We start from the raw sequence: 12,157 nt of genomic DNA, 5'->3' as shown, positions 1-12,157 counted from the left end.
ATGAGCCATACGACACAGGACGCGCCCCGCGTCCGCTCCCGCCGCCACCTGGCCGTGCGCCTGGCGGTTCCCGCCGCCCTGGCCGCCGCTCTGGCCGCAACGGTGCTCACCGTCAACCACGTCACCGCCGGGCCGGCGTCCCCGGCCCCCGCGGCCGGCCGCGCGTCCGCGGACGATTCCCCGGTGCACATCAGCACCGCGGCCTACACCCTGAGCCGCAAGCCCGGCCACGTGGTCACGGTCGTCTTCCTCAAGGGGAGTACGCCCATGCCGGCCCAGCTGCGGAACGACCTGGAGCGGGTGGGTGTCAAGGCGGAGGTCTACACGGCCAGTCGCACCTGCGATGCGCACTACACGGGCCTTCCCGACTACGAACCTTCCGGTGTCTTCCTCGAGGCGGTGCGAGGTCAGCGCCGCGACGGCGTCAGCACGGCCACCATCCGGCTCGACCGGATCCCGGCGGGTGACACGCTGGAGGTGACCTACGTTCCCGTGGTGGACCACTCGTACGTGGTCCACTTCGCCCTGAACAAGGCCACGTCGCCTGAATCCGACTGCATTCGCGCGGGTGGTGTACCCGTGCACAAGATCGAGCCGAACCGGATTCCCTGAGCACCGAGGCGGTCCGGTGGGAGCCGCGGTCCTGCCCATCGGCCGGTGTCCGGCTCGGCGCGGACCGCGACGGCCGGCCCTGAGGCCGTCACGTCGGCGACCGCGGCCGCAGCGGGGCGGTCGCGTCGGCGGGGGCCGTCACCAGGTAGTCGGTGCGGCCCGTCGCCCGCGGCAGCGCCACGCCGCCCTGGACGGCGGCCGGCACGGCCCGGGCCCGGTGCACCGGCCACGTGCCGCCACAGGCCACGGTCGGGAGCCGGCTGACGGTCTGTCCGACCGGCACCCAGGGCTGACAGACTTCGGGCCCATGGCGAACAGCGGACTGTGGATCGGCGTCCTCACCGCGCTCACCGCACTCGCGGCCAGCCACATCACCGGCCGGGCGACCTTCCGTGCGGCCAAGGCCCAGGCGCAGACGACGACCATGGCGGAGGCCCTGCGTGAGCAACGCGAGCGGCGCCGTTGCGCCTACCGGGAGATGATGAGCTGCGCGCACGCGTTCAACGCGGTCACGTGGCAGATCGACGACGTGGACGCGGCCCGTGACCGCGACAGCAGGAACCGGCTGCTGACGCGGATGTACCAGCGCATCGGCCCGGCCATCGCGGACATGAACCGGGCCATGCACGAGGTCCGCCTCGACGGTCCTGCCGAGGTGTCCGGCGCGGCGGATCACGTGCGGAACATGGCGCGGCGTGTGCAGCAGCAGCTCAAGACGCTTGCCGGTGACGAAAGCTCCGAACGGCGCGAGGCGTACGACGCCGCCTACCGTCAATTCCGGGAGGCCTACATCACGTTCATCAGCGTGGCGCGTGAGGCGCTGGAGGTCAGGGACACATAGCCCTGGGCGGCGCCGCGGTCCTCGTGACCGGGCCGCTGGGTCTGCTGGCGGGTCCGGGGAACGAACGCCTCCAGCGGGGCCTTGCGCCCGACTCGACCAGGATCTCGGGCTTCCGGGTCGCGACGCAGGCGCGCACCGCCCGCAGGACACGTCGGCGCCCGCGGATCCGCGTACGGATCCGCGCACGGTTCCGCGTACGGATCCGCGGCCGCGTCAGCCGGGCTGCTCACTGTCCTTCAGCGCACCCCATCCGTGCCAGCGGTCGATCTCGATCCATGCGCTGTAGCGGCGCCGGTCGCGCTGCCCGTAGTCCTTGCCCAGGTACTGGCGGGACAGCCGGTCGATGCCGGACAGGTCGGTGTCCTCCTGCAGGTCGACGACGCGGCCGATGATGGTCACATGGGTGTACCAGCCGCCCTCGTCGAGCACGGTGAGCGAGACCCTGGGGTCGTTGCGCACGTGCTGGAGCCGCACGCGCCCCTCGTCCATGTTGATGAGCACCCGCCCGTCGTCCCACAGGTACCAGGTGGCCGCGGTCACCGGCTGGCCGTCCGGGCGCAGCGTGGAGATGACGGCGGGGTTGGCTTTCTCCAGCATGGCGACGGCGGCTGCGGGCAGGGGCGGCTTCGACACGGGTCATCCTCCACGACGTAAGGCGGGACGCTTCTCGATCACCAGCATGATTGCCCGGGGCGGCGCCGCGCGCACGCACCGCCCCGCGCGCAGCCGGGCGAGTTGCTGAGTGACGGCCATGGCGGCGGTTTGCCGACGACGTCCACGGTCTGTCGGACGGGGAGCGGGCTCCTGCCGAGCCGGAGAGGCTCCGTTACGGGCTGCCGCAGTTCGCCGCCGGTCTCAGTGGTGGTCGGTGTAGGGGACGAGCCCGCCGAGGGCCAGGCCCGCGACGCATGCGCGGCGGAAGTTCTCGTGCCGCATGGGCGGGGTGTACTGCGCGTCGGTCATCGCGTACGGTGCGCGGATCCCCAGTTCCACGCCGCACAGGCACACGACGTAGCCGTGGTCCAGCGCCGCGGCCCGCCAGTCGGGGTCGTAGGGGACCCAGGTCCGGGAGTAGAGGCCGCCGTCGGGTGTCCGCAGTTCCAGCCTGGAATAGGCGCAGTTCATGCGCGCCCACGCTGCGGGCGGGTCATCCGCAGTCGCGTGCAGTTCCCATCCGGGGATCGAGCGGAGGTCGGCGCCGCCCGACATCATGCGTTTCAGGGCGATGACGACCCTGTCGTCGCCGGACCACCGCTGGGGCAGCCGCAGCTCGCCGAACTCGGGCGGCAGAAGCATCATGCCGCATCGGATGGCGCCGCCGATCCGCGGGTCCTTCAGTTCGTCGTCGACCGGGGCCGTCCGCGTCGCGGCGTACGGGAACGCGCCGCCCGCGCCGATGGCGACCCTGAAATCGAAGAGGGCGGCGGGCATGTGAGGTGTCTGCGCGGGGTCGAGGATGAAAGCGCCTTGCGCGGTGTCCACAGTCATCAGGAGGCCGTCGAGCCGCAGCGCGGGGTCGTCGCAGAAAAGGATCTGCCCCAGGTCGTCGACCTCTTCGAACCGACGCCTGCCCGTGTCCGCCATGTCTCCGGCCTCCGGCTGGTCGCCGTTCCCCGCCCAGCGAAGTGGACGATGGGGTCGCGAACCATCCTAGGGAGGGACCCCGGGGCGGATCCAGGGGCGCGATCGCCACCGCTGCCGGATCCGCTGCGCGCGACTGCAGGGTCGACGAAGTCCCGCCGTCTGACGGCGAGATGGCGCAGTCGGCCGCGCAGCCGGCGGCGGCAACAGCCCCGCTGACCGCCAACCGGGCCCGGGAGTGGAACAGGGGGCGGTCGAGGGTCAGGCAGGCGGCCTCGGCGTCCACCGCATGCAGAACACCGGGCATGTCAGCCCGGTGGCTGCTACGGGCCGACATGGACACCGTGCGCGAGGTGATCCACCGATTCAACAGCGGGCGGCCGAACGGAACCGCCTCAAGGCCGAGCTGCCGGTCAGCGGGTGGCCGCTGCCAGGAGCTCGGTGATCTGCGCGGTGGACGCCGGGCCGGCCGGCTGGTCGAAGAACGGCTTGGAGGGGTCCTGCGCATAGGGCGGGCCGTAGACGGGGGTGCCCGGCTGGAAACGCCAGCTCTCGGTGAGCGGGCCGGCGTCCACCGCGTCGTAGCCCAGGATGTCGAGGAGTTCGGTGGCCTTGCGCTTGGCGTCCGCGTCGTCGCCGGCGATCGGGAGGGCGGTGCGGTCGGCGGCGCCGGCGGGGCGGGGGAGGGCCGCGAGGTGCTTGTAGAAGATGTTGTTGAACGCCTTCACCACGTGCGCGCCGGCCAGGTGGCCCTGGAGCAGTTCGGTGTCCGTCTTCTGCTTCGAGTCGAGCTCGGCGATCCGACCGTCGCGGTCGGGGTAGTAGTTCCCGGTGTCCAGGACGGTCTTGCCGGCCAGGGGTTCGACCGGAACCTGCTGGTACGCCTTCACAGGGATCGTCACGACCACCCAGTCGCCCGCGGCCGCCGCCTCGGCCGGCGAGCCCGCACGGGCCCGGGGGCCGAGCTCTGCGACGAGGTCGGCGAGCGTCTGGGGCCCCCGCGAGTTGCTGAGCACCACGTCCAGGCCCGCGTCGACCGCGAGCCGGGCCAGAGTGCCGCCGATGTGTCCACTGCCGATGAGTCCAAGAGTTGCCATGCCGGTCGCAACCGCGCCGCCCGGCGATCTGTTCCACGATGCCGCCGTCCGGGTGATCCCCGTCGCCGGCCCGCGGTAAGACCCGGCCGCCGCCGGGCGGCCAGGCCCCCGTGTTCCGCACGCGGCTCTCCCGCGCTCGCCGAGAGAGCCAGGCGGCGTATCGCCTCCGGACCGCCGTGCAGGTCCTCGACCCAGTCGACACGCTCCACCGTCGCTGCGAACGCAAGGCCCCGAACCAGCACACCCCGGCCCGGCCGCAGGCCCGGGCGCAGGCCCGGGCGCTGAGGGGACGCGGCCGTCCCCCCAGTGCCCGGCGAAACTCACCCGACCAGCTTCTCCAGGTTGGCCAGCTCGTTCCGCCGCCCGGCGACCAGCCGCTGGGTCCACTCCTTGTCGTGCATGGCGTCCACGGTCATCGTCACGCGCACGCCGTCGTCCGTCGTCGTCAACTCGACCTCGGTCAGGAACTCGTACGGCGTCACACCGGGGATGAAGTCGGCCATGGTGGTGTACCCCAGCCGGCGCCGCGGCTCCACGGTGGTGAACGTCTTGGTCGACGTCGTGCTCAGCGGCAGGCCCGCGCCCTGCATGAAGGCCACCTGTTCCGCACCGGTCGCCGTCATCGTGTACGTCAAAGTCCCCTCGGGACGCAGGTCGAGCGCGTCGACGCGGACCACGAATCCGTCCGGCGCCCACCAGGACTCGATGCCGGACGCCGTGGTCCACAGCTCCCAGATCCGGTCGGCGGAGGCCGGGTAGTCGTACTCGATGCGGACCTTGCGGGCATCAGCGGAGGTGTTCACGGTGTTCGCTCCCTTGCTCGGCAGAACGTGTCGTCAGGGTTGGACGCCGGCCGCGGGATTTCTCATCGGCCGCGGCCGCCGTCACCGCCGACCGCGGTCAGCGCGGCAGCGTCAGCGGCAGTCCGCACGCGGCGACCAGATGCGTCTCGAACGTCGTGATCTCCACGATCCGCCCGCCTTCGACACGCAGCACATCGAGCATGTGCGCCCGGTAGACCGACGTCCCCGGCCGCTGCACATACCCGGCCACCGCCGGCATCCGGTTGGCGGCCGTGGGCACGAACCGCCAGCGTCCGAAGTAGCGCGGTGACGCGGGGTCGAACACCGCCGTGACCTGGGCGAGGATGGCCTCGCGTCCGGTGAACCAGACGGCGTTCGGCGGCATGGTCAACACGGCGTCCGCACTGAGCAGTTCGGCCATCATGCCCAGATCGGCACGCTCGGCGGCGGTGACGTAACGCTGGACGACCTCCTGCTCCTGGCGGGTGCGCTCGGCGGCGGTCCACTCCTGGCGCCGGGCCGGGAGGCGTTCGCGGAGCGTGTGCCGGGCGCGCTGCAACGCGCTGTTGGCCGCGGCGAGGGACATGCCGAGGATCCCGGCGGCCTCCTCGGCCGGCAGGCCGAGCACATCGCGGTAGATCAGCACGGCGCGCTGCCGGGGCGGAAGGTGCTGGATCGCGGCGAGGAACACGAGCTCCAGCGTCTCGCGCGACACGGCGGCAGCCTCGGGAGCTGCGGACTCGTCGGCCGAGGGGACCTGCTCGAGGAACTCCTCGAGTCGCCTGTCGGGGTACGGCTGCAGCCAGGCAAGACGGGCCGGCGGCCGACCGGGCCCGCTGTCGACACCCGGCAGGGGTGCGTACCGCTGGGGACGCCGGCCGGTACGCCGCAGGTGGTCGAGGCAGACGTTGACGGCGATGCGATGGAGCCAGGTGCGGACGGCGGCCTGCCGCCGGAACGAGGCGCGGTCCCGCCAGGCACGCAAGAAGGTCTCCTGCAGGAGGTCTTCGGCGTCGTCGTAGGAGCCGACCATGCGGTAGCACAGCAGGTGGACGTGCCGGCGGTGGATGTCCAGGAGGGCGGCGAAGTCCTCTTCGCCCTCCTCGGCCCCGGCTTCGGACCCGCTGCCCGGGCCGATTACGGCGGCCGCATCCATGGCCTGGGCGTTCGCCGTGCCCGGCACACCGCCCCCCGTCCCTCCGGGCCGGGTGGGAGCATCACCACCGGCCTCCGCCCTGGCCACCTGCAGCAGCCTGCGGACCACCACCGCCAACGCCTCGACCTCCGCACGGAGGACCGCCGCCGGCTCCAGCACGATGCCCCGCGCCCGCCGCTCGACCTCCGCGACCAGCGCCGCCGCATCGCCACCAGCCCCTGCCGGCCCGCGCCGCTCCCGATAGGCCCGCTGCCGGCACCCCGCCGAGCAGTACACCGCCCTCCGGCCCCGCTGCCGCGCCGCCAAAGCCGCCCCGCACACCAAGCAGTTCCCCATCCCCACCACCACAATTCCGTCACCGACTTCGGCGTTACGGAAAACGGTATCCCGCCCGGCCCACGGGCCGGCACAGCCGCGCTGCCCGGTCACCAGCGCATGCCCAACTCGGTCAGCTCCGCGCGCCGTTTGCGTTCGCAGCGGCGGTGCAGGCGGCGGCGGCCGGCGAGCCAGGCCATGGTGCGTTCGACGGTCCAGCGGTGACGGCCGCATCGTTGGGAGGACTCGATGCCTTTGGGGGCGATGCGCCACGCACGCCTTGAACGGGTGATCGGATTGCCGGGGACGTCGGCCGTCTCGGCGCAGCTGCCTGCCCTGGGAGTTCGACAGCCTCTGCATCTTCCCGGTCTTGCGGTGGTGGGGGACGGCGACCGGATAGCCGTCCGCGTAGGTGCCGCAGATCCTCACGGCGCCGTTGGCGTAGGAGCCGGCCTGCGCCCGGGTGTAGGAGCCGTACGCGACGATGGACGTGGCGTTGGCGGCCTGCGCCGGCCCCGGCAGCGCCACTGCGCCCAGGACCAGCCGCCCCCGTCGCCGGCACGCGCCACACGTTCCGATGACCTGCCATGACGTTTGCCCTCTCGTCGGCCCGTCGTCGGCCCGTCGTCGGGCCAGGTGACGTGGCCGCCCCAGGCCCCCTGGCCGTGGGTGATGGCCTCGGGCTGCCGGGAGACTATGCGGCCCTCCATGCCCGGCTTGACGCCCCGTGTCCAGGTCTTGCGGATGCGTCTCACGCCCGTGCACGGCCCGTGGGCGGCCTGGGAGCCGGCGGGGGAGAGGGGGAAGGCGTTCGCCGGATGCCACAGCCGGACGCCGCCTCGCGCCCGCCCGGCGGCCGGCAGCGGTACGTGCGACCGCAGGTGCCCGGCGCCGGCCGCGGGACGGCGCCGCGGCCCGTGCGCATCCGGCAACGGCGAAAATTGGCGGCCGCACAGGGATTTCGCAGCTTCCTCGTGCTGGCTAGGCTCAGGGCCGGTTGCGCGTGGGAGCGCTCCCAAATGCTCCGCGGCAGCCGGCCCTTCCCCACAGAGGGCCTACCCCCACCAGAGCACGGAGGACGACTGTGACACCCCCCACCCGCACCCCGCGCCCGCACGCGGCGGCTGCGGTCCCTCCACGCAGGGGCCGGTTGCGCACGCTGCTGGCGCTCGGCCTGGCCGCCGGCCTTGCGGCAGCCGGCCTCGTGGCCACCGAGAACACCGCGGGCGCCGCGGCGCAGGCCGCCCTCCCCGCCGGCACCCAGTTCTACAAGGACTCCAACTCCCAGGTCGCCCGCTGGGTCGCCGCCAACCCCGGCGACTCCCGCCAGCCGGTCATCTCCCGGCGGATCGCCTCCCAGCCGCAGGGGATCTGGTTCGCCAACTACAGCCCCGCCACCGTCACCAGTGACGTCAGGGCCGTCACCGCGGCCGCGGCCTCTGCCGGACAAGTGCCGGTGCTGGCGGTCTATGAGATCCCCAACCGTGACTGTGGCGGCGCCTCCGCCGGCGGTGCGCCGGACCTGGCCTCGTACGACGCCTGGGTGCGCAACTTCGCCGCGGGGCTGGGCGGCGGGCAGTCGGTCATCATCCTGGAGCCGGACTCCGTCTCCCTGACCACCTGCCTGTCCGCGCAGGCGCAGAGCGACCGGTTCGCCTCGCTGTCACGGGCAGGCGCGGCCATCCACGCCGCGGCGCCCAACGCCAAGGTCTATATGGACGGCGGCCACTCGGCCTGGAACAGCGCCTCGGAGCAGGCCAGCCGGCTGCGCAGTGCCGGCATCCTGACCAATGCCGACGGCTTCTTCACCAACGTCTCCAACTTCAACGCCACGGGGAACGAGGTCAGTTACGCCAAGAACGTGCTGGCCGCGCTGGGCAACCCGGCCAACCTGCACGCCGTGGTGGACACCAGCCGCAACGGCAACGGTCCGGCCTCGGGCGGGGCGTGGTGCGATCCTTCCGGCAGGGCGATCGGCACGTATCCCACGACCAGCACCGGGGACCCGGCGATCGACGCCTTCTTGTGGGTGAAGCCGCCGGGCGAGGCCGACGGCTGCGCCGGCCCCGCGGGTACCTTCCTGCCGGACGTGGCCTACCAGCTGGCTTCCGCCGCGGCATCGGACCCGACCACGAGCGGGGGCACGACGACGGGCGGCACGTCGACAGGTGGGTCCACGACGAGCGGCGGCACGACCACCGGGGGCGCGACGAGCGGCGGAACGACCACGAGCGGCGGCACGACCACCGGGGGCGCGACGAGCGGCGGAACGACCACGAGCGGCGGCACCGGCGGCACCGGCGGCTCCGGCTGCAAGGTGACCTACACCCCGCAGACCTGGACCGGCGGTTTCACCGTCAACGTCACGGTCGCCGACACCGGTTCGACCGCGGTCAACGGCTGGAAGCTGGGCTTCACCCTGCCGTCCGGCCAGACCGTCACCAGCGCCTGGAACGCGACGGTCAGCCCGAACTCGGGAGCGGTCACCGCCTCGGGCCTGTCGTACAACGCCCAGATTCCCGCCGGCGGCTCCCAGTCCTTCGGCTTCCAGGGCACCTTCTCGGGCAGCTACGCCCAGCCCACCGCGTTCACGCTCAACGGCTCCGTCTGCTCGGTGTCCTGACGCGCTGCCGCACCGCGCGTACCGCGGCGGCCGCCCCGGGGACATGTTCCGGGGCGGCCGCCGCCGCGCCACGCCCGCGACGTGACCACCGGCTGCCGTGCCGTCAGCCGGTGGTCAAAGTGCCACGATGCCTTCTCCGCCGGCGGCGTCCGGCACGGTCACGGTGCCGGTCTTGGTGAGGGAGCCGTCGGAGTCGACACGGAAGCTGTCGACGCCGCCGGCCACTCCGGTCTGGACGTGGAGGAACTTCCCGTCGCTGGTGACGGCTGCGTCGACGGTGCCGGCTGCGGTGGTGGTGTCGCCGATGCTCGTCAGCGAGCCGTGTGCGTTCTCGCTCAGGCCGGTGAGGGAGGCGCTGGCGGCGTTGGAGGCGTAGAAGTGGTCACCGGTCCCGATCACCCAGCACGTGGCGGTCTGGCCGGTGGCGACCTCGGAGACCTTGGTGAGCTGGGCGTCGCGCCCGATGGTGAACGTGGCCACGGAGTTGGTGGCGCTCTCGGTGACGATCAGGCGTCCGGCGGCGTCGAAAGTGAAGCCGAACGGGCCCTGCCCGGGTGTGCGGGTCACCACAGGCCCGCCGGCGGGGCCCAGCGGGCCGATCGGGAAGACGTCGATGCTGTCGCCGCTCTTGGTGGTGACGACGAGCTTGCCGCCGTCCGGGGTGATGCCGACCTGCCCGGGAGTGGTGCCCGAGGCGAGGTCCAGGCCGCGGTGCCATGAGGGCACCTTGACCAGCAGGCCCCCCACATTCAGGTAGCCCTGGACCGAGCCGCCGTCCCCGGAGTTGAGGACGTAGACGTGGTTGCCGTGCACGGCCACGCTGACCGGGAAGCTGCCTGCGGAAGGGAGGATCTGACGCCGAATCAGCCGGTCGCCGTCCACGGAGAAGACGGTGATGGTGTTGCTGCCGGCGTTCACCGCGTACAGCAGGTGGTGCGCCTGGTCGTAGGTCAGCGCTCCCTGGGAGGCGAGGTTGTCGGGGCCGGTGCCGGGGATCTGGCCGCCCAGTCCGCCGGTGGTGTAGGTACCCGCTTGGTGCAGGGAGCCGCCGGTGGTCTGGTGGTAGGCGACGATGGTGTTGCCCTGGGGGTTGTCGGTCTGGACGAAAACCATCGAGCCGCTGCTGGGGGAGTACGCACCGGCCGGGCCGGCGAAGACCGTGGCGCAGGCGAGGGCAGCCGTGAGAAGGCTTGCGGTGCGGAGTGCGGTGGAGGTCATGAGCGTCCCTGTCGGAAGGGGTGTTTCGGGGGCCGGGATCGGGCCGTCCCCCCTGTCACTGGGTCTGCTGCGGGCGCGGCGCACCTCTTACCTGACGCAATTCTTACGGCGCCGACGGTCCGGTCGGCCGCTGGTGCCGCGACGGGCTCCCCTTCCGGCGCACAGCGGCCGCTACTGGTCACGTCCCGGCCGCTCGGCGATGTGGAGCCGCCCGGTAAGAAGTCGCCGCCCGTCGTAGCTGACCTGTAGCGAACCCCATCCGGGCAGTCGCACGACACGCACGACAGGAGAGCTGCGATGACCGACCTGCTACACCCCGGTGACACCTTCCCCGGTCTTACGGTCGACCTGCCCGGGGGCGGGACGGCAGTGCTGCCCGACGCGCTCGGGGGACACTTCGGGGTGGTGCTCTTCTACCGCGGCTCGTGGTGCCCGTACTGCAACGCCCAGCTCCGCGCCTTCCAGCGCGCCCAGGACGCCCTGGGCGAACTCGGTGTGAGGGTCATCGCGCTTTCTGTCGACGACGAGGCGACCACCCAGGCCCTGGTCGACAGGCTCAAGCTCACCTTCCCCGTGGGGCACGGTGCCGATGCGCGAGCCGTGGCCGCTGCGACCGGCGCGTTCGTCAATCCCGATCCTGAGCATCTGCAGTCGACCGGGTTCGTCCTCGACCCGCAGGGCCGGGTCGTCGTGGCCGTCTACTCCAACGGCGCCATCGGGCGCCTGGTGCCGGAGGACGTCGCGGGCCTGGTCCGCTACGTGAAGGAGCACGCCGGCTGACCGGTTGCGTTGTCGTCGCATGGCCGTCCGGGCCCGCCGGGACCGCGGCGGGCCCCGCTGTTACGGTTGCCGGCATGGAACAGCGGGACGTCGGGCACGGGTGTACCGCCACCGCGAGACCGGACCAGGACCCGGAGTCGGCGGCCTGGGTGGCGGCATTGAGCGACACCCGCGGCCGGCGGTATGAGGAAGCCTGTGAGCGACTGCACGCGGTACTGCTGCGGATCGCCAGGAGCGAACTGCGCCGCCGGGGCTCCGACACCCGGATCACCGGGCCCGAACTGGACGACCTGGCCCACCAGGCCGCAGCCGACGCACTGCTCGCCATCACCCGCAAGCTGGCCGACTTCCGGGGCGAGAGCCGTTTCACCACCTGGGCCTACCGCTTCGTGATCCTGGAAGTCTCCGCCAAGACCGGCCGCCACTTCTGGCGCCGACCCACCGAGACGCTGGGCGCAGAGGACTGGGACCGGCTGCCCGATCGTCTCGGCCTGGACCCGGCACGCGAGACGCAGTGGCGTGATCTGGTGCGCGCCCTGCGGGAAGCGGTGGACGAGGTGCTCACTCCGCACCAGCGTCAGGTCTTCCTCGCCGTGGTGGTCGACGGGGTGCCGCTGGACGCCCTGGTGACGCAGTGGAACACCAATCGCAACGCCGTCTACAAAACCGTTTTCGACGCGCGACGTAAGCTGCGGGCGCATCTCGTCGCTCATGGACACCTGGAACGGAAGGCGGGTGCATCGTGAACGAGTCATCGGCACGGATCGAGCACTTCCTGCACACCGATCCCCGCGACGTGGGCTGCGACCAGGCCATGGAGATGCTGCACGTCTACGTGGATCTGGCGGCGAACGGCCAGAACCCGCACGAGCGCTACCCGGGCATGGCCGCACATCTGCAAGCCTGCGGCCCCTGCGACCAGGACTTCGAGGGCCTGCTGGCCGCGGTCACCGGCCGGCCGGGCGGGTGACCACGTCGGGTGCGGGGGCCGCCGGGGGCCGGCGTCCCGCAGGCGTGACAGCCGAGGCCGGGTCCGCCGACGCCCTGTGGCGGGTGCCCTGCCTCACAGGCTTCTGCCAGCGGTACGGCCATGCCCGCGGACAGCGGCCGGACCAGATGCTCGATGTGCTC

The 12,157-nt window shown here is 72.3% G+C and carries 13 protein-coding genes and 1 pseudogene; 6 read left to right on the top strand and 8 right to left on the bottom strand.

Going from position 1 to position 12,157, the window contains the following annotated elements:
• A complete protein-coding gene (locus K7862_RS33835; RefSeq protein WP_222969018.1) occupies positions 1-612 on the top strand; it encodes a hypothetical protein in 612 nt (203 codons plus the stop codon).
• Between the two features lie 88 nt (positions 613-700).
• Here the strand turns inward: K7862_RS33835 and K7862_RS33830 are convergent, their stop codons facing one another.
• Complete coding sequence (locus K7862_RS33830) at positions 701-895, bottom strand: hypothetical protein (protein ID WP_222969017.1); 195 nt, start codon at positions 893-895, stop codon at positions 701-703.
• 24 nt (positions 896-919) lie between these two features.
• Between K7862_RS33830 and K7862_RS33825 the strand changes: the two genes are divergently transcribed.
• Entirely contained in the window at positions 920-1,453 is a 534-nt protein-coding gene (locus K7862_RS33825) for a hypothetical protein (protein ID WP_222969015.1), read from the top strand.
• Between the two features lie 213 nt (positions 1,454-1,666).
• Here K7862_RS33825 and K7862_RS33820 read toward each other — a convergent pair whose 3' ends face one another.
• The 6 genes and pseudogenes from K7862_RS33820 to K7862_RS38005 form a co-directional block, all read right to left on the bottom strand.
• A complete protein-coding gene (locus tag K7862_RS33820; protein ID WP_222969013.1) occupies positions 1,667-2,086 on the bottom strand; it encodes a PPOX class F420-dependent oxidoreductase in 420 nt (139 codons plus the stop codon).
• Between the two features lie 222 nt (positions 2,087-2,308).
• Positions 2,309-3,037, bottom strand: a complete 729-nt coding sequence (locus K7862_RS33815) for a hypothetical protein (RefSeq protein WP_222969011.1) — start codon at positions 3,035-3,037, stop codon at positions 2,309-2,311.
• A 410-nt stretch (positions 3,038-3,447) separates the two neighbouring features.
• Positions 3,448-4,131: an NADPH-dependent F420 reductase gene (locus tag K7862_RS33810; protein WP_222969009.1), complete on the bottom strand. Its 684-nt coding sequence runs from the start codon at positions 4,129-4,131 to the stop codon at positions 3,448-3,450.
• Positions 4,132-4,451: 320 nt separating this feature from the next.
• On the bottom strand, positions 4,452-4,934 hold the full coding sequence (locus tag K7862_RS33805; protein WP_222969007.1) for an SRPBCC family protein: 483 nt from the start codon (positions 4,932-4,934) through the stop codon (positions 4,452-4,454).
• A gap of 97 nt (positions 4,935-5,031) precedes the next feature.
• Positions 5,032-6,249, bottom strand: coding sequence for an RNA polymerase subunit sigma-70 (locus K7862_RS33800; protein WP_308012334.1), 1,218 nt, complete (start codon positions 6,247-6,249; stop codon positions 5,032-5,034).
• A 305-nt stretch (positions 6,250-6,554) separates the two neighbouring features.
• A pseudogene (locus K7862_RS38005) lies at positions 6,555-6,674 on the bottom strand (IS5/IS1182 family transposase); the annotation flags it as partial.
• Between the two features lie 881 nt (positions 6,675-7,555).
• Here K7862_RS38005 and K7862_RS33795 point away from each other — a divergent pair.
• Positions 7,556-9,028: a glycoside hydrolase family 6 protein gene (locus K7862_RS33795; RefSeq protein WP_262414214.1), complete on the top strand. Its 1,473-nt coding sequence runs from the start codon at positions 7,556-7,558 to the stop codon at positions 9,026-9,028.
• A gap of 114 nt (positions 9,029-9,142) precedes the next feature.
• Here K7862_RS33795 and K7862_RS33790 read toward each other — a convergent pair whose 3' ends face one another.
• On the bottom strand, positions 9,143-10,246 hold the full coding sequence (locus K7862_RS33790) for a lactonase family protein (RefSeq protein WP_222969003.1): 1,104 nt from the start codon (positions 10,244-10,246) through the stop codon (positions 9,143-9,145).
• Between the two features lie 297 nt (positions 10,247-10,543).
• On the opposite strand from K7862_RS33790, the gene K7862_RS33785 reads away from it, so the two are divergent.
• From K7862_RS33785 to K7862_RS33775, 3 genes are all read left to right on the top strand, one after another.
• Positions 10,544-11,026: a redoxin domain-containing protein gene (locus tag K7862_RS33785; protein ID WP_222969001.1), complete on the top strand. Its 483-nt coding sequence runs from the start codon at positions 10,544-10,546 to the stop codon at positions 11,024-11,026.
• Between the two features lie 74 nt (positions 11,027-11,100).
• Entirely contained in the window at positions 11,101-11,772 is a 672-nt protein-coding gene (locus K7862_RS33780) for an RNA polymerase sigma factor (RefSeq protein ID WP_262414213.1), read from the top strand.
• Positions 11,769-11,996: a hypothetical protein gene (locus tag K7862_RS33775; RefSeq protein ID WP_222968999.1), complete on the top strand. Its 228-nt coding sequence runs from the start codon at positions 11,769-11,771 to the stop codon at positions 11,994-11,996. The genes K7862_RS33780 and K7862_RS33775 overlap by 4 nt, the downstream gene beginning before the upstream one ends.
• The last annotated feature ends 161 nt before the right edge of the window (positions 11,997-12,157 follow it).

Source organism: Actinacidiphila acidipaludis (assembly GCF_019890725.1).
GTDB classification, from domain to species: domain Bacteria; phylum Actinomycetota; class Actinomycetes; order Streptomycetales; family Streptomycetaceae; genus Actinacidiphila; species Actinacidiphila acidipaludis.
Note: the sequence above shows the minus strand (reverse complement) of the source record. Positions and strands in the feature narration are given on the sequence as shown.